The sequence below is a fragment of the Pedobacter sp. BS3 genome (genome assembly GCF_008274585.1).
Classification (GTDB): Bacteria; Bacteroidota; Bacteroidia; order Sphingobacteriales; family Sphingobacteriaceae; genus Hufsiella_A.
This window is the reverse complement of sequence record NZ_VTRT01000001.1, coordinates 674,421-692,994: the sequence shown is the minus strand read 5'-3', so window position 1 is coordinate 692,994 and position 18,574 is coordinate 674,421. Positions and strand designations below refer to the sequence as shown.

Annotated in this window: 15 protein-coding genes; 5 read left to right on the top strand and 10 right to left on the bottom strand. The window is 43.6% G+C overall.

Annotated features, from left to right (window positions below; genetic code table 11):
• Positions 1-246 precede the first annotated feature (246 nt).
• From FW774_RS02995 to FW774_RS02985, 3 genes are all read left to right on the top strand, one after another.
• Complete coding sequence (locus FW774_RS02995; RefSeq protein ID WP_149346662.1) at positions 247-543, top strand: ATP-dependent Clp protease adaptor ClpS; 297 nt, start codon at positions 247-249, stop codon at positions 541-543.
• A gap of 130 nt (positions 544-673) precedes the next feature.
• A complete protein-coding gene (locus FW774_RS02990) occupies positions 674-3,130 on the top strand; it encodes an outer membrane beta-barrel family protein (RefSeq protein ID WP_187774788.1) in 2,457 nt (818 codons plus the stop codon).
• Positions 3,131-3,184: 54 nt separating this feature from the next.
• Positions 3,185-5,614, top strand: coding sequence for a TonB-dependent receptor domain-containing protein (locus tag FW774_RS02985; protein ID WP_149346660.1), 2,430 nt, complete (start codon positions 3,185-3,187; stop codon positions 5,612-5,614).
• 331 nt (positions 5,615-5,945) lie between these two features.
• Here the strand turns inward: FW774_RS02985 and FW774_RS02980 are convergent, their stop codons facing one another.
• The 5 genes from FW774_RS02980 to FW774_RS02960 form a co-directional block, all read right to left on the bottom strand.
• Positions 5,946-6,695, bottom strand: a complete 750-nt coding sequence (locus FW774_RS02980) for a carboxypeptidase-like regulatory domain-containing protein (RefSeq protein ID WP_149346659.1) — start codon at positions 6,693-6,695, stop codon at positions 5,946-5,948.
• 57 nt (positions 6,696-6,752) lie between these two features.
• A complete protein-coding gene (locus FW774_RS02975; protein ID WP_149346658.1) occupies positions 6,753-7,571 on the bottom strand; it encodes a glucosaminidase domain-containing protein in 819 nt (272 codons plus the stop codon).
• A gap of 9 nt (positions 7,572-7,580) precedes the next feature.
• On the bottom strand, positions 7,581-8,246 hold the full coding sequence (locus FW774_RS02970; protein ID WP_149346657.1) for a glucosaminidase domain-containing protein: 666 nt from the start codon (positions 8,244-8,246) through the stop codon (positions 7,581-7,583).
• 101 nt (positions 8,247-8,347) lie between these two features.
• The gene (locus FW774_RS02965) at positions 8,348-8,980 is read right to left on the bottom strand and encodes an O-methyltransferase (RefSeq protein ID WP_149346656.1); all 633 of its coding nucleotides are present in this window, start codon (positions 8,978-8,980) and stop codon (positions 8,348-8,350) included.
• A gap of 403 nt (positions 8,981-9,383) precedes the next feature.
• Entirely contained in the window at positions 9,384-9,983 is a 600-nt protein-coding gene (locus FW774_RS02960; protein WP_149346655.1) for a porin family protein, read from the bottom strand.
• A 103-nt stretch (positions 9,984-10,086) separates the two neighbouring features.
• On the opposite strand from FW774_RS02960, the gene FW774_RS02955 reads away from it, so the two are divergent.
• Together FW774_RS02955 and FW774_RS02950 are read left to right on the top strand one after the other, a co-directional pair.
• On the top strand, positions 10,087-10,302 hold the full coding sequence (locus tag FW774_RS02955) for a hypothetical protein (protein WP_149346654.1): 216 nt from the start codon (positions 10,087-10,089) through the stop codon (positions 10,300-10,302).
• 83 nt (positions 10,303-10,385) lie between these two features.
• A complete protein-coding gene (locus FW774_RS02950) occupies positions 10,386-12,107 on the top strand; it encodes a S41 family peptidase (RefSeq protein ID WP_149346653.1) in 1,722 nt (573 codons plus the stop codon).
• A gap of 96 nt (positions 12,108-12,203) precedes the next feature.
• Here FW774_RS02950 and FW774_RS02945 read toward each other — a convergent pair whose 3' ends face one another.
• The 5 genes from FW774_RS02945 to FW774_RS02925 all read right to left on the bottom strand — a co-directional run bounded on the left by FW774_RS02945 (position 12,204) and on the right by FW774_RS02925 (position 18,567).
• On the bottom strand, positions 12,204-13,415 hold the full coding sequence (locus FW774_RS02945) for a purple acid phosphatase family protein (protein WP_149346652.1): 1,212 nt from the start codon (positions 13,413-13,415) through the stop codon (positions 12,204-12,206).
• A gap of 97 nt (positions 13,416-13,512) precedes the next feature.
• Complete coding sequence (locus tag FW774_RS02940) at positions 13,513-14,262, bottom strand: GDSL-type esterase/lipase family protein (RefSeq protein ID WP_187774787.1); 750 nt, start codon at positions 14,260-14,262, stop codon at positions 13,513-13,515.
• Positions 14,263-14,612: 350 nt separating this feature from the next.
• Positions 14,613-15,803: an AGE family epimerase/isomerase gene (locus FW774_RS02935; protein ID WP_149346650.1), complete on the bottom strand. Its 1,191-nt coding sequence runs from the start codon at positions 15,801-15,803 to the stop codon at positions 14,613-14,615.
• 173 nt (positions 15,804-15,976) lie between these two features.
• A complete protein-coding gene (locus FW774_RS02930) occupies positions 15,977-17,146 on the bottom strand; it encodes a glycosidase (RefSeq protein WP_149346649.1) in 1,170 nt (389 codons plus the stop codon).
• A 38-nt stretch (positions 17,147-17,184) separates the two neighbouring features.
• The gene (locus FW774_RS02925) at positions 17,185-18,567 is read right to left on the bottom strand and encodes an MFS transporter (protein WP_149347137.1); all 1,383 of its coding nucleotides are present in this window, start codon (positions 18,565-18,567) and stop codon (positions 17,185-17,187) included.
• Between the last annotated feature and the right edge of the window lie 7 nt (positions 18,568-18,574).

Genomic DNA, 18,574 nt, shown 5'->3' with positions numbered 1-18,574 from the left:
TACTCATTAACAAAATTGTACAGCTATTAGTTTTTTGGTTGGTCTTATTAAGATTTTAGATTGTTAAATTGTTTTATTGTTGAATTGCTAAATTGTTCGTTGTTCGCCTTAAACCTTCTGCCTTCTACCTTTTTCCGCTTCCGGTCTTTTCTGCCTTTACCGACTTCCGGACCATCAGCCACGTAAAACGTATAACTTACCACGTAAAACCTAAACCTTAATCAGCTTTTTTTTATTTTTGCCGATATGAATATCCATTGTGGCGATACCCAAACCCAGGAAGAAGTTTACAGCCTTGAAGACCTGCTAACCAGTTTAAAAGTTAATCATCGCCTGATATTGTGGAATGATGATGTGAATACCTTTGACCATGTTATTTTTTGTATGATGAAATACCTGGATTACTCTGAAAAACAAGCCGAAAAAATTGCCTGGACTGTTCATAATGAAGGTAAATGCGCTATCCTGGAAGGCTCATTTACCGAGATGGAAGTTTACCGCAAAATACTTAAACAGGAAGGCCTTACCGTTACGGTTGACTGATCCGGTACAACAAATGTGTAACACTTTATAACAAATGTGCAATAATTTGTAATAAAACAGTTACCCCTTATTAAATTACTAATCAATACAGTTACTTTGCGGTAGCTTTTTGTGTATGAAATTATTTATTATGAGCCTTTTAGCAGGCTTTTTTTTTATTACCGGTAACGTACGCGGCCAGGGTAACGGAAAAATTACGGGCAAAGTAATTGACCATGCTACCGGTAAGGCTGTTGATTTTGCCAGTGTAGCCCTCATTAACAAGGCTACTTCAAAAACGGCAAAAACAACACAAACAGACCTGCAAGGCGGTTTCAAATTTGAAAATCTGCCGACGGGTAATTACCTGCTAAAAATTAGTTTTGTGGGCTACCAATCTTACACAAAAGATAACATCACCATAACTTCTTCGGCTGCATTATTAAACCTTGGCATTATAAAATTATCTACAGGTAAAGCCAACATGCTGAAAGAGGTAGTGGTTCAGGCACAGAAAAGCACCATACAATTGGGTATAGACCGTAAAGTATTTAACGTAGAACAGAGTTTGGTAAGCGAAGGTGGTTCAGCGAGCGATCTGCTGGCCAACGTGCCGTCTGTATCGGTTGACATGGACGGGAATGTTAACCTGCGTGGTTCATCAAATGTTAAAATACTGATTGACGGTAAACCTTCGGCCATGGGCGGAAACAATATTGCCGATGTGCTGCAATCATTACCGGCCAGCGCCATAGAAACCATCGAGCTTATCACCAATCCTTCATCTAAATACCAGGCCGACGGGCAATCGGGCATCATTAACATCGTTTTAAAGAAAAATAAAAAACTGGGCATTAACGGCTCAGTTTCGCTGGGTGCAGGCACGCAGGATAATTATAATGCCAATGCCAACCTGAGCTACCGCAACGGGAAATTTAACCTGTACGGCAACTACAGCTACCGCGATGGCAACCGTCCGGGAAGCGGTTATAACCGGAGCACGTATGTACAGCAGAATGGTTTTATAAACAATAGCTCAGAATCATCCCGCAAGGATAAAAACAATGGTCTTAAGCTGGGCGCTGACTATTACCTGGGTAAGCAAACCGTACTGGGCGCATCGGGTAATTTTAATTTCAGGGATTTTAAACGTGGCGAAAACCTGGATTATATTTACCAGAACATCGCTGAACCTTATAACACCAGCCAGCGCTTGACCCGAAGGAACGGCGGCGAAAACAGCTATGATCTGAGCCTGGATCTCAGCCGGAAATTTAAACACAAAGGCGAAGAGCTTACCGCTAATTTTTCTTACGGTAAGAGCGATGAAGACTACAACCAGCAGTTCAGCCAGCAATTCAACATGACGGATGGTTCTGTTAAGGATTCGCTGAACCGCAGCGCTAATAACGAGCGTGGCGAGAACTACAACATCCAGGTGGATTATGTGCTGCCTGTTAATGATAAAGTAAGATGGGAAACCGGTTACCGCAGCACCATTCGTAACGACTGGGAAGACCAGTTTTTTGAAAATTACCAATCCGGCAACTACATCACCGACCTGAACCAAACCAATAAGTTCAGCATGGAAGATATTGTGCATGCCGCTTATATCAACTATCAGAATAAATTTGGTAAGAATTTCGGAATGCAGGTAGGTATCCGGGCAGAACAAGCCTATCTGAATACCGTTTACAGGGGGACTGATACCGCTACGTTGCAGCCTTCTATCAGTAAATCAAACCTCGATTATTTCAGGATCTATCCCAGCATATTTTTTACACAGAAATTCAAGGGAGAACAGCAATTACAGCTAAGCTACACCAGGCGGGTAGACCGTCCGCATGGATGGGAAGTAAACCCATTCCTGGATATTTCAGACCCAAGCAATTACCGGCAGGGTAATCCCAACCTGAAACCCGAGGACATTCATTCATTTGAGTTAAGCTATTCCAAATTCTGGAAAACCGTTACACTTACATCAGCAGTATATTATCGTCGCGTAAACGATGTGGTGCAAAGTATACGCGATATTTATCCCGGCAGCAACGCTATCACCCTTACCCGGTTTTACAATCTTACCAGCAGCAATGCCGTGGGTTTTGAGGTTATTTCAAGGGCTGATGTATCAAAAGCCCTGAGCTTAACCGGTAACCTGAATATGTTTTATAACCAGTTAAACGGCAATGAGGCTTTTCACATCCGCAGCAGCGATGGCTACAACTGGATGGCTAACCTCACCGCTAACCTGAAACTGCCCCAAAACGTGTCTGCCCAGTTTAACCTGAGCTATATGGCTCCCCGGAATACCGCCCAGGGGCACATGCATGAGATCTTTAGCAGCGATGCCGGTTTGCGGTATGACTTCCTGAAACAGAAACGCGGAAGCTTATCGTTTAATGTACGTGATGTATTTAACACCCGCAGGTATGCCTGGTTCACTGAAACCGAGAGCTTGCTACAGGATTCAGAACGTCGCCGGCAAAAGCGCATGGCCGGCATTACGTTTAGTTACCGTTTTGGCAAGCAGGATAAGCAGGATTTACAGAAGCGGCGTAAAAATAATATGGATGACGATACAAGGCAACGAAGCGATGAGGAGTTTTAATACTATCCGCTGCCTCAAATAGTTATATAATTTATAAAACCAAAGAAAGCTGTTTTGACTATACGAATTTTACATCTTTTATTATGTTTTTTACCGGTATTGCTCTCGGCTACCCGAAGCCTTGCTGATAATGGCCTGCTTACGGGTAAGGTGATTGATAATAAAACCGGCGAAGTTGTAGATTTTGCTGCCGTTGCCCTGTTTAAACAGAGTGACGGCTCGGTGGTAAAAAGTTACCAGACCGAAAATGGCGGTAAGTTCCAGTTCAGTAACTTACCTTTTGATACGTATAAGATAAAAATATCATTTGTAGGATACACCAGCGCCATTATTGAAAACATTGTGCTGAGCAAACAGCATCCCACCAAAAACCTGGGAACGATAAAGCTCAAACCAGATGCCAACGTATTAAATGAGGTTGTTGTAACCGATACGAAGCCTGTAGTTCAGTTTGGCACGGATACCATTACGTACAACGTAAGCCAAAGTCTGATGGCCGAAGGCAGCACAGCGTCAGACGTAATGCGGAATGTACCGATGGTGGATGTGGATATTGACGGCAAGCCTACCATTGCCGGTAAACGGAACACCCGCATTTTTATGGATGGGAAACCGTCTGACTATACAGCGGCTACCCTTACCGATCTGTTAAATGTTCTGCCTGCCGACGCTATTGAGAAAATAGAAGTTATCACCAATCCTGACGTGCAGTATGCCGCCGATGGCGATGGCATTATTAACATCACCCTTAAAAAAGGATACAAGATCGGGCTGAATGGTTCGGTTGCGCTTACTGGCGGAACCCTGGGCACATACAATGGCAGCGCTTATATTGCCTATCGTACAGACAGCTTGTCTATTTCGTCCAGCTACGGTTATATTAACCGGCCAACAACGTCTGATGGCGTGGTAAATACTACCTATTATAAAAACGATGCAATATCGTCATACAGGAACCAGTATAGTACCAACGATAACGGCAATAAAGGTCATAATTTACGGGGCAATATGGACTGGGATATTACTCCAAATCAGAATGTGCGTGTAGCGGCTAATGTTAATTTCCGTAATACGGGCGGTGATTCTTACCTGGACGACCACTCCTTAGATATTAAGAGCGTAGAAACCAAGCTGATCCAGCAAAACAATTCAAATGTTAACGATGGCAGCAGTTACAACCTGGATGCTGATTATAGCTTAAAGCTGAAAAACAATAAAGGAACACTAAAAGCAGGCATGGTCGGATTTTACAACAATAACGACCGCGACCGTAATCTTGCCCGTGAGATACTCACTCATTCAAACGGATTGCTTGTTAAAACCCGGCAATACTATAACAATGTGGCTGCCAATACCGGCTTGGATCTAAACCTCAATTATTACCGTCCTGTCACCAAGCTGTCGTCGCTCTCTATGGGATTCCAGAGCTCATTCCATAAAAATGATAATGACCAGTTTGTAACCGGGTATAATTTTGATACCTTACAGGATACCGTTAACTCTAACCTGACCAACCGCTTTATTTACTACGAAAATATTTATGCGGTATACGCCAGCTACAGCCTTCGAACCAAGAAAAGGTGGTCGTTCCGTGCAGGTGGACGTACAGAGTTAACGGATGCAAGTTTTGAGCAGGATAAGCCTGCCACTGCCAGCATGAAGCCTTACATCAACTTTTTCCCCAACATATCGTTGGGCAAATCGTTCCGGAAACGGTACAATGTAGGCATAAGCTACAGCATGCGCATTGCACGTCCGCGTGATTATGCCTTAAACCCTTTGGTAGACAGCTCAAATACGGCCAACATTTTTTATGGTAATCCGGCGCTTAAACCCTCGTATACACACCAGGTTGAATTAAGCTTTGGCGCTTTCGGACAAAAATGGTCGTTCACACCGCGGTTATCGTATGCCAATTCAGGGCATATCATTGAACGTATCCGCATGGATACCGTTTCTACTTATGAGAATGTGGGCTCCAGCAATACCTACGCCCTGAATATGTTTGGCAATTACCGCCCCACCAAAAAGATTACATTTACAGGTAGCTTTGGCGTTAGCCGGACTACGTATGAGTCTACCTTTAATCTTTCAAAAAATACTGTTGGCTACAGTTACCGGGCCAGCGTGGGGCCATCAATTCAGTTTCCCAAGCGGATAGCGTTTGAAGGTAATGTGAACTATTACAACCGGGCTTCTGTTCAGGGGAGATCCAAAGGATCAGTATCAGCTTCCTTTGGCGCCCGTAAAGGTTTTCTGGATAATAAACTGTTTGTCAGGGTGATGTCGGTTGACCCCTTTGCACAGCGGCGTAATATACAATTTGTAGAAGGCATCAATTACACGCAGGAACGCAATTCAAAGCTTGCCACCCGTAATTATCAGCTTACCGTAAGCTACCGCTTTACCAAAGTTGGACGCAATACAGTGAATAAGCAGAAGAAAGATTCATCAAAAGCACCGGAAACGCCTATCAGCGAGTAGTATTTTGGGCATTGAGCATTAAGATGTGAGACATTAGATGTGAGATCTTAGATGGATGTTCTTTGTCTCTCTCTTTATTGCCTTATGTCTTCATACTTTCCCGGTTCTTGTACCTCTTCTTGCTTCCAAGCTTTCCCGCATCTGGCTTAAGTTTTAGAATTTTTTGTTGGCGTTTGCGGCGTTGCAAACGCCGGATATTGATGCACTCGTTTTGCAAACGGGCGCAGGCTGACGCTTTCAACTTCTTGTCTCTTGTATCCTTGCTCTTGTTCCTAAGATCTCCCGTACCTGGCCTAAGTTTAACCTGATACACCCGGGGTACATGCCAGAATCACGGTTTAAGCGGACGCAAGCGGTATAATGTGGGATTGCGAAGATATTTCTGGTAGCTTATTTTGATATAATTGATCAGCTCATAATCGGTAGCTTCCATAATAAAATAATACGAGGGCCGGTGCTGATGCATAAAATCCACCAATTGCTCTCCCTGTAAGCCGGTTGTTTTAGTCACCAGTAATGGGGTGAACCTGAAATCGATCATGGTTTCGCGGTAATCACGCTCTATGATCCCCTGCAGATAACGGGCATTTTTACCTTCTTTGCTCAATGCACTGTAAATAGCATCTATACTTAACCCGGCGCCGCCCAGCCCGTTTACACCGCCCGTGGTGAGCAGATCGCTGCTGTTACCTACACGGTAAATGCTCTTAAAATCGCGTTTGGTTTGTTCTAATTTGCTTTTTGGCGATAGCAGCTTCCCGTTAACCTGCACTTCCTGCAGCATAATATTGGTGCGTTTCAGAAAAAAGAAAACCGAATTTTGTGTTGAAACCGTAATGGTATCTGCCAGATAGCCCTGCAGGTTTGCTACCAGTTTATCGCCCTGAGCGGCCTGCATTACAAACTCACCTTTCAGGTTATTATACAGGCCCTGGTTTGTGCGCAAATTGGTAATGTGCACTTTGGTAATGCGTTGCTTGGTATCCTTATCGCATACAATGCCTAATATTTCCCGCTCCTGCGAAAAAGCCTTAAGCCCCCAACCTACCGTAAATACCAATAACAGAATAATCTTTTCCAAGCTTATAAAGCTACACGCTTTTGCGGTAAATGTTTAGGCTTTTTACATTATTTAACATTATTTGGAAACCAGCAAAAGCTGCCCGATCTTGATATCAGTACCCCCTATATTGTTCAGTATCCTAATGTCATCTACCGAGAGGCCAAAGCGTCTGCTGATGGAATAAAGCGTATCGCCTTGCTTTACCTCATAGATATTCATGGCAACAGGAGCTTTTACCGCTTCGGGCGCCTTTTCTTCCGGTGCTTTTTCTTCAATTTTAGCCAGTACCTTCTCTTCCCGTTCAGCCTTTTCTATCCTGCCCTCTTTACGGTCGTACTGGTCTAAATTATAGCGCTCAACCAAACTGATCAGCAGTTCCGGATAACGCGGATTAGTGGCATAGCCCGCCTGCTTCAATCCGTAAGCCCAACCCTTATAATCGTTCTTATCCAACTCAAACAAGGCGGCATACCGCTTACGCTGCAGAAACTCCGAATGATCCCTGAAAGATTCTTCGGCGCTGTTATACACCCTGAAACAGTCATCTTTCTGGTCATCATCCTGCAAAATGGTCTTACCCCGCCAGTCCGAATTACACTTTATACCAAAATGATTGTTTGCCAGGCGGGCCAGCGTACCGTTGCCGTTGCCGGATTCAAGCAGCCCCTGGGCCAGCGTAATACTGGCCGGAATACCATATTTATCCATTTCTGCTATTGCCACGGCCTTATACCGTTCAATATACTCCTGTGCAGAATACTTTTTCACCAGCACATTATCGGTGATAACCTGCTGCGGCCTTTGTGCCGGCTGGGGGCGTTTAGTCAACTGTATTTTTTTGCTGCACGAAGCCAGTAACATTACGCATGCTACCGGCAGAATAAATCTGATCATTTAAGATTTTTACAATTTTAATTTTTGCCCTACGCTAAGGTTGGTTGTACTTAATGCATTTTTATCACGGATATCTTTAACCGTGGTATCAAATTTTTTGGCAATGCCGTTCAAGGTATCGCCTGCTTTTACATTGTACGTTTTGGCAACCGGAACAGATTCTACCGGCCTGATGTAAGCGGTAGCATCGTCAGAACCCGGCCTGTTATCAAACCGGTATAGCTGGTATTTATTGATAATAGCCAGTACCTGGCTGGCCCAGGTTTGGCTGCGGGCATAACCTCCGCGTTGTATACCTTTAGCCCAGCTTTTATAATCATAGTCAGAATAGCGCTCAAACAAACGGCTAAATTGTATATGCCGCTTCAGCATGCTGATAAAATCATCGTACGAATCGTCGACAGAATCGTAGCTTTTATAGGAAGATCTGATCTGCCTGTTTTCATTGCGGCCTTTAATGCCGAAATGATTGTTAAGGTATTTGGCAATTTTGCTGGTTCCGCTGCCCGATTCATGCATGGCCACCCCCAGTATAATGCTGGCCGGAATACCATATTCATTCATTTTACGTATGGCGTCATCTTTGTATAGCTGGATATACCTTTCTGCCGCCGACTGGCCGAAGCTTGTTCCCGCTGCAAACAACAGGCAAGCTGTAATCAATCGTTTTAACATACCTAAAAAATTAAAAAGTTAAAATTAAAAAGTCAAAAATGTATAGTTTCCTAAAACATCAACGTAATAATCTAAAGTCTGTACTCTATTTATAATACCCGTTAAATTTTACGAATTATAAATAAACCATCGCGTACCGGAAGTATCAGCTTTTCCACACGCATATCCTGGGTTATTTTCTCATTAAACTCCCTGATGTTTTGTGTATCCTTGTCGCTGGCCGATATAATTTTGCCGCTCCAAAGCACATTATCTACAATGATCAGCCCCCCTTTTCGAACTTTATTAAACACCAGATCATAATAATTTGTGTTATTTTTTTTATCGGCATCAATAAATACCAGATCATAAGTTTCGGTTAGCTGCGGAATAATATCAATAGCATTACCAATCTGGTACCTTATTTTTTGCGCAAAGCCAGACCGGTTGAAATATCCGCGTACGCGGTCTTCAAGCTCCTCGTTAATATCAATCGTATCAATTATACCATCCCCGGGCAAGCTCTCGGCAAGGCACAGCGTGGCGTAACCGGTAAACGTGCCGATCTCAAGAATACGGCGGGGTTGGATCAACTTAGCAAGCATACTTAGCACCCGGCCCTGGAAATGGCCCGACAGCATACGTGCCATGGGGACTTTCAGGTGAGTTTCCCGGTTAATATGCCGAAGCAATTCGGGCTCTGGCTCGCAATGTTGTTCCAGGTACTCCTGGATAGCATCGTTTTGAAATTCCATTGCCGCAAAGATAGGAATTTTAATTTTTAACAATCAATAGTCTGATTATGAGAGCAGTATCTATCAATGCATATTTGTACAACGAGTGTATTCTGTTTTTTTGAAAAGCACGGCCTGTACCGCTTTTGAACAGATAGTCCCACTTTTCGCTCATACGCCTGCAACCCTGCCCTCATCCATCCCGGGCATTAGCCACAGGCCGGTATCCGCTGCAATTGGGTTTAATTAAGCCGGGACAATGCCAGGGTTAATTCTGATAACTTTTAGGAATTAGCCTTTTAAAGAGCTAAAAGCAAAGGCTTAAAGCAGAAAGCGATTTCAAAAGTAACAAAAAGGGTTACGAGCTGTGTGTTATGAGTTATGAGGGCCATAACATTACAGCTCGTAACCTGCCACAGATCAGCTAAAACAGCTTATATCCCAGGCTAAAGTGCCACAGATTGGTTTTCTGATCGTATTTATCGCTTTTGCTGATGTTGCTCAGGCCGGCTTCATAGCGTATATCCACAGAAAAGCTGCCTAAATCTACACCGGCGCCCAATTGTCCGCCCCAGGCCTGGTTTTTATAGTTCTTTATATCTGTTGCCTGATCGTATGCAGAGCTGAATTTTCTATCCTTATCCAGGTTAAATGAAATTACCGGGCCGGCCATAAACCGCAGGTTAGCTTTATCGAACCCGATCTTAGTGCCTACCAGAACCGGGATATCCAGTGTAGTAAAGTTTACTTTTGCATCGGCCTGCTGCTCGCCGCTGCCATTATCAAAAGCAGTAAACTTACCACCTTTGCTGCCCAGATAAGCTTCCGGCTGCACATAAATACCAGCGGCTCCCAAACGTGCCCACAAACCTACCTGGTATCCCAGACGGTTTTCTTCCTTGGCAAAATCTGTGCTCAGCTTAGAGCTGTTAATACCCGCTTTAATACCTAAATTAAACGATTGCGCATGTGCCGATAGGATAGTAACGGCCAGTATACATGCTGATAAAAGGATCTTTTTCATGTGTCATTCAAATTAAACAAGGTTAAATTTTCTCCAATAATACTTGATAAAACTCATTTCTGATAAATAGGTTTAATTTTTTATTTTTGTGCCAAATAACGTTATGGCAGAACTTAATATCAGCGACAGCGACTGGAATATTTTAAAAATCAAGCTCAGGCGCAAATACAATCATCTTTCTGACGAAGATTTAAGTTTTACACCCGGCCAGGAAGAATCGTTAATACAGCATTTAATGCAACGGCTAAAACGCAGCCGCGAATATGTGGTGTTCACACTGAAAAAAAGCCTGGCAAACCTGGATAACAACAGGCTATAGCGCCCGTGCATTAATTTTATCCCCATTATTCTTTCCCGCCAAAGCGAAAGATTTCGTACATTTAATCGCTTAATTTGTGAATCATGCCGGGAAAGATCTCTTTACTAAAAAAGCGTATCATTTTTAGCTGTGTTGTAGCTGCTGCGGCCTCGTTTGCTTTCAGCGACGACCTTTTTCAGCTGTCAAAAAACCTCGATATTTTTGCTTCTGTTTATAAAACACTGAACATCAATTATGTAGACGATATCAATTCTACCAAACTGATGCGAACCGGCATTGATGCCATGCTGGAAGATCTGGATCCGTACACTGAATATGTGCCCGAATCTGACATTGAGGATTACCGCATGAAATATGTAAGCACGCATTATGGCGGTATTGGTGCATCCATTCTGTCGCGTGATGGTAAAGTAATTATTTCTGAGCCTTACCAGGGATTCCCGGCACAAAAAGCCGATGTGCGTGCCGGTGACGAGTTGCTGCAAATCAATGGCGTTACCCTGAAAGATAAAACCAGCGAAGAGGTAAGCAACCTGCTCAAAGGCTCACGCGGAACACCGCTTAAATTGCTTATTAATCGCCCGGGAGAAACCACACCCATCACCAAAAACATTGTGCGTGAAGAAATTACCCAGCCTAATGTACCTTACTATGGCATGCTTGCCAATAACATTGGATATATCAAGCTGGATAAATTTCTTGAAAACTCGGCACAGGAAGTCAAAGACGCCTTAACGGAACTCAAAAAAAATAACCTGAATGGCCTGGTGCTCGATTTACGATACAATGGCGGCGGCATTTTGCAGGAAGCTGTTAAAATTATAAACCTGTTTGTGCCCAAAGACGTGCTGGTAGTAACTCAAAAAGGCCGTAATGCCGAAAAAAGTATCAGCTATAAAACATTTGCCGAACCGCTGGAACCCAACCTGCCGCTCACTGTTCTGGTTAACAATCGTTCAGCCTCGGCTTCAGAAATCCTGGCCGGCTCTTTACAAGATCTGGACCGGGCGGTAATTATCGGGCAACGCAGCTTCGGCAAAGGACTGGTACAACAAACTTTTAACCTGCCATACAATACGCTGGTTAAAGTTACCATTGCCAAATATTATACACCTTCCGGAAGATGTATACAGGCGCTGGATTACACGCACCGAAACCCTGATGGCGATGTGGAAAAGGTAGCCGACTCGCTGATTAGCGAATACAAAACCAGCGACGGGCGTTCCGTTTACGATGGCAGCGGCATTTATCCTGATATTTATGTAAAACCACGAATGCTTAGTCCGATAGCGCAAACGCTGATCACCCGCTACCTGATTTTTGACTACGCTACCTCGTTCCGTAATGCGCATACCGGCATTGCTCCGGCAAAAACGTTCCGATTATCTGATGCGGATTACGCCAATTTTGTAAACTATCTGTCGAATAAGGATTATAATTACAGCACACGTACAGAGAAGCTGTTAACCGATTTACAAACCGAAGCTACCAAAGAGCATAAGCTGGAAGATATTAAATCTGAGTTTGAAGCCCTGAAACACAAGGTATTTTACAGCAAAAAGAATGACCTGACACAATTCAAGCCTGAGATTAAACAATTGCTGGAAAATGAAATTGTTTCACGTTACTATTTCCAGAAAGGGCGTATGGAAAACAGCTTTGCCAACGATACCGAGCTAAAAACAGCTACTGATATACTGACCGATAAAACCCGGCTGGCTGCCATATTAAAAGGCGAAGGCGCTTATAAAACCATCGGCAAACCCGGCGAGGCTATAACGGCCAGTACGGGCGGTGGGGATTAGGAATAAAGTCCGTATAATGGTTGTCATAAAAATTACCCGGAAGAAAATACTGCCGTAAATTTCAATTCCTGCGTTTTGGACGTTTGTTAATTTTAGCTATCGTTTCGCCTGCAAGTGATACTTGCCTACTTCCTTCCCATTATCGGCCAGCATAGACAGGTTGAGCTGATGCCGGTCTGCCCGCAGCTTAATTAAAGTGCGCTTTCCTTCCTGCGGCCCACCACCAATAATGATCGGGAAATGATGCTGTGCAGGATCCGGCTCATAAACGCCCCAGCGGTGGGTATGACCACAAATCACCAGGTCAACTTTATGCTTGTTAAATAACGGGGCAAACAATTCGCGGCAGTGCATGGTTCCATGCCAGTCGCCGGAATGGTATGGCGGAATATGCATAAATACCACCCGGAACGGCGCTTTTCTATATTCACGGCTTTGCAGCTGTTTTTCAAGCCATGCAGCCTGCTGCCTGCGATAGTCGTCAAATGCACACATACCCGCGTAAACCGGCGTGTCATCCGGTTTATCTTCGCCGGTATCCAGCGTGATAAAATGTACCGGACCACGGGTAAATGAGAAATAGTTGGCCTGATCTATATTTTCAAAATAATCATTCAAGTGCCGGGCAAACTTACCACGGGTTTCGTGGTTTCCCCGGATGTACATAAACGGCTTTACCGATGCAAAAACATCGGTACAAGGCGTCAGCATGTGGTCGATGATTTGCTGTTCATCGCTCTGGTAATTGAACATATCGCCATTAAAGAACACAAAATCATACGGGTCATTGCCGTTCATGTTCATTAAAAACGGTATGGACGCCGGGCGGTCATGGATATCGTTCAGCACCAGTAACGATACCGAATCAGCATGTTCGGCAGGCGTGGTGAAGCTGTAAACCTTACTTTCTATAGTTTTTCCGTATATTATCTTATATGGGTCATACTTCACGAAATCCTTAGACAGCACTTTATAATGATACGTTGTGCCGGGTTTCAGGTTGCTAAGCTGTATGGTATGGATACGATTATTGGCCTCTACCAGGCCAAGCTCAATACGTTCCGCCTTTTGCCCCAGGTTTTCATCCAGGCCATATTCCACCCAACCGTAGCAAGGTTTATTGGTAATCCACTTGATGGTCATAGCATCAAAACACGGGTTTTGCAGGTAAGGCTGCGTTAAAAAAACGTGCTCATCTTCGGCCGGTTCGCCTGTGTTGCGTGATAAAGGGAACCGGCATACACTGAGCAATCCGGCTTTAGATACCAGTCCTAAAAATTTGCGCCGTTGTAATGAAGTTTCTTTCATGATTGTGGATGTATTGAGTTGATATTAACTGTACTTTTATTGAAATGCTCTCAATCGCAGGTTGCCCCGAGCATGCTTCTTTACTTTTAAATTAACCTCAGTTGAGGTATGAGTTGATTAATGGCGCCAGTACGCGGTAACCCGCCGTGTTGGGATGTACGCCATCGGCCGTAAACAGCTCAGGATTTGGCTTTCCGCCGTCAATAGCCAGCAACTTATGGGCAGGTATGTAATTAACGTTCAGTTTTCCGGCCAGTTGTCTGATGCGTTCATTGAGAGACATGATACGCTGTTCATAATTCTTACGTGGAAGTATACTAATCAGCATGAATTTCGCTTTCGGCTGATGTCGTTTTATAGCCTGTATCAAAAATTCAAGGCCTGTGATTATCTCCTCATCGGTACTTACCGGTAAATTGTTTGTGCCCATCAGCAAGGTGATATGCGAGGCTTTATATCCATCCAGCTCACCGTGGTAAACCCGCCACAATACGTTTTCAATGCGGTCCCAGCCAAAACCCAGGTTTCGTACATCTTTAGATTTAAAATATTCGTCCCAGGAATCAGCGCCGCGGCTAAGCGGGTCAACAGGCTCGCCGCCCCAGTAATGTGTAATGGAGTTACCGATAAAAACAACCTTCGGCGGACGTTCTTTATTCAACGCCAACACTTGCTGATGGCGTTTATCCCAGTCGTAATGCTTATCGCGATGTTGCGTTACAGGTATGGTGGTAGAGATTGTTCCGGCAGTATCAGCCCTGGCAATGGTTTTTAACGAAGTGATTTTGTTGCTGCACGACGCGAGAAACAAACAACCTGCCAGTGTAAGTGAAAAAGCTTTTCTCATTTCAGAATCGAAAATAATCATTCAAAAATAAGATTTTAGCGATATGTCAGGGTTTTTACAATAAATGGTAAGACTTAACCGTTTTCTGGGTTCAGGACAAGCGCATCTAAAAACAATGTGGCCTCATTGCGAACTGAAGCATTGGGATTGTGGACAGAGTGAAGCAATCTCATTGTTAATTGGCAGATTGCTTCGGCTCGCACAACCCCATACAGCCTCGCAATGACGAAAAAAACTAGATACGTTTGTTCTGAATTGGATTAGGTTGCATAATGCAAAATATGTAAGATTACAATAAGATAATCTATTATTTGTCGATTATCTTGCTATAATTTTACAATATCTTATGGTTAGTATCTAAACTGCTCAGTGGCAGAGTCACTGTTTCTCCGAAGTATTTCTAAACAGGCTCTTACATTATGGTAAGGGCATTTCCACAGGCCTAATTTATCTTCGTTTGGTAACGGTTTGTTTTGCGCATCTACCCCCCATAACCATTCACCATTCTTTCTATCCAGGATATGTGCTTTTATAAACGCCCATACTTGCTGAAAGGTATTGTAGTATGATTCATCTTTTGTATGCTGAAACGCGTTATAAAAACCAACCATTGCTTCGGCCTGTACCCACCAATGTTTTTCTTTTATTTGATGTCCGACGCTCAGATTTTTTTCATACATCAGCGAACCATCTGCCAAAAGTCCTTCTCTTGCTGCCGAGGCAAGTTTCATAACAGTTTCCATATTACCTTGCTCTCCCGATACTTCAGCAGCTTCCTGCAGTAGCCAGGATGCTTCAATATCGTGTCCGTAAGAAATAATATGTTCTTTATACCGCCATTTTTCGTCCATAAATAGGTTTAAATGAAAGGTTTCAGGATGGATAATATGCCCTTCAAAAACCTGCAACAGACCTTTTAGCTGGTTTTTCAATCTGTCGCTTTTCCAATAGCGGTATAAATTGGTGTACGCCTCCAGGATATGCAGATGCGTATTCATGGTTTTTTTCTCGTTGGCATCTTTATCGCTTAACCGTAAATCGGGTATTTCAGACCAGTCCCTTCCGAACGCCTCAAAATATCCACCGTTTTCTGTATCAAAGCAGTGAGCCTCTATTGTCTCAAATATCCTGATAGCCAGTTGGAGCGCTTCTTCGTTTTGAGAAACACTGTAATATTCGGATAATCCGTAAACGGCAAAAGATAAGGCATAGGTTTGCTTTTTAGTATCTAATGGATTCCCTGCATAGTCAACCGTCCAGTAAACACCGCCATAAACGGTATCGTAAAAATAATCGCGGATGTACGCATAAGCCCGCTCCGCTAAAAGCAAATGCTTTTGCGCCCCGGTATATTTAAAAGCAGCGGAAAAGGTCCATAAAATCCGGCTGTTCAGCACCGAACCTTTAACCGCATTTTGAATAAGTTCGTTCTGCTGATTTCTTCTTCCGTAAAAGCCTCCATGCGCTTTATCAACCGCATTATTTTCCCAATAATCCAGTATATTAAAAAGCTCCTGTTCTATTTCCTGGTAGATATTCACGTTAAAAAATCAAAATTCAAAAGTAAAAACCCCGGAGGGCTCATTGATTCCTTATAAAACAAACACACACACATCAATAATTCAAAAAATTGAGCGTAGCGAAATTGACTTGGCGATAGTACGACCATCCGGGATTAAAAAGTCAAAAAACTGGCAATCAACTTAACTTAACACTATACATGGCCTGAATTTTTCTCTATGAGCGCTAAAATAGCCTTTACGGAATTGCCGGAAGTGAACCCGTCTTCCGGCGTATGCATTACATAATCCAGCAGTTTTTCAATGGTAGTGGTTGCCACATGCATCCGGGTATCGGAGGACGCGTAATAAATATATACCTGGTCGCCGTCTTTTATCCAGCCATTGGCAAACACAACGTTAGAAACATCGCCAATACGTTCTTCTCCTTCGGGAGCAATGATATATCCCCCCGGTTTCCTGATTACCCTGGTTATATCATTCAAATCCGTGAGGAACATATAGAGTACATACCTCAATCCCGCCGCTGTATTTCTTACCCCGTGGGCTAAATGCAGCCAGCCTAAAGGCGTTTTGAGCGGCGAAGGGCCCTGCCCGTTTTTGGCTTCATAAACGGTATGGTATTGTTTCCGGTCAAGGATTATTTCTTCGTCAATTACCGCGTTTTCTATCGATGAGCAATATCCAATGGCAATTCCTCCGCCTTTCCCGGCTTCGATAAATGAGTCCTGCGGACGTGTATAGAAGGCATATTTTCCATTTACAAATTCCGGATGCAGCACTACGTTACGCTGCTGCGGGGAATTGGTCTTTAAATCGGGCAGCCGTTGCCATTTTTTCAGGTCTTTTGTTCTGGCAATACCGCACTGTGCAATGGCTGCGCTTTGGTTGCCTTCGGGGGCACCTTTGTCTCTTCTTTCTGTGCAAAATATTCCGTAAATCCAGCCATCTTCATGCGCAACTATCCGCATATCGTACACATTCACGTCCGGGTTTTCCGTCTCACCTAATACAACCGGTTCGTTCCAAAACCTGAATCCATCTATGCCGTTATCGCTTTCGGCAACGGCAAAAAAAGATTTCCTGTCTGCGCCTTCCACCCGGGCAACCAAACAGAATTTATTGTTAAGCTTTATCGCCCCGGCATTGAAAACCGCATTTATGCCTATCCGTTCCATAAAGTGCGGATTGGACTCCTCGTTAAAATCGAACCGCCAGTTTAGAGGGATATGCCCGGCGGTTAATACCGGATTTTCATACCTGAAAAAAATTCCATTCCCGGGCTCAATCTTATGGTTTTTCTTATTCAACAATTCTTCATGTTGATGTTGTATCAACTTTTTTCTTGACTCGAACTCAGTCATCTGCTCAGTGTTAATGGTTTTCTAATAGATTGTATGGGTTATTTTCGCCTTTCTGCCAGTTCATCGGCAATCTGCTGCATCTTCTCATCAGACAGGCTATAAAAAAGAATAAATAAGGTAGATATTATTGCTCCGCATGCCGGTACCAGACTCATCATCATTTTTAATCCTGTTTGCATGGCCTCTGCCTGGACCATATTCGCTTTGAAGCCAAACAGGGCTAATAACCAGCCGGTTAATGCTCCGCCGAGTGTCCAGCCCAGCTTTTGCGACATGGATGATGAGGAAAAAATAAGTCCCGTTGCTCTCCTGCCTGTTTTCCATTCAGAATAATCGGCAATATCGGCGTACATTGACCATAGTAAAGGGAATATGCTGCCGGCGCATATACTGATTAAAAACTGGAAAATAAAAATCAGGGTGATATCCGTTTCGTTGAAGAAGTAAAAGAAGCCGCTTAAAATCGTAGCAATAAGCATCGCCAAAGCGAATGTTTTTTTCTTGCCTATTTTATCTGATACGGGTTTGGCCATCACTACTCCTACAATATTTGCAGCCTGTCCTAAAACCAGGTAAAGGCTACTGTAATTTATAGCAATATTCAGTGCCGGAACGCTGAATGCTTCCTGGTTAACGATGTAATATTTGAAATAATAAATGGCCGAACCGTCTCTTAGCGAGTTGAATATCAGCGTGGCAATTCCCGCACCTAAAAGAATAAACCAGGGCTTGTTCTTTCCTAAATCCTGTAAATCTTCAGACAGGGCATTTTTCTGCTCTTTTACAGGTGCTATGCGTTCTTTTGTCCACGAAAAAGTCAGCAGAAAGAGCATACAGGCAATTACCGCGAAAACGGCAACTGTAAATTGCCAGCTTTTAGCGACCGGTACATTTAAAGAGTTGCCAAAAAAATCTACCAATGGTTCGGCAGTAGCCAAAACCAAAATGCTTCCGGCAAAGGCAAATACAAAACGATAGGTGGATAAGGTAGTACGCTCCTTAATATCAGCGGTCATTACGCCCATCAGCGAGGCATACGGAGCGTTAATGGCGGAATAAACCATCATCATTAAGGTATATGTAATGTACGCATAGATTACCTTTCCGTTGCTGCCAAGTTCAGGAGCAGCAAACGTTAACACGCCGATTAACCCGAAAGGAACAGCCACCCAAAGGATAAACGGCCGGAATTTTCCCCATTTTGTTTCTGTTCTGTCGGCAATAATTCCTATAACGGGGTCAAACGCGGTATCCCAGATTCTTGTTACCAGGAACATGGTGCCAACTACCGCGGCAGATAAACCGAAGATATCGGTGTAATAATAAAGCAGGTAAACGGAGAAGATTTTCCAGAACATGGACGACGCGAAATCGCCAAATCCGTATCCCACCTTTTCTTTTATACTTAATTTGGGACTTATCATACAA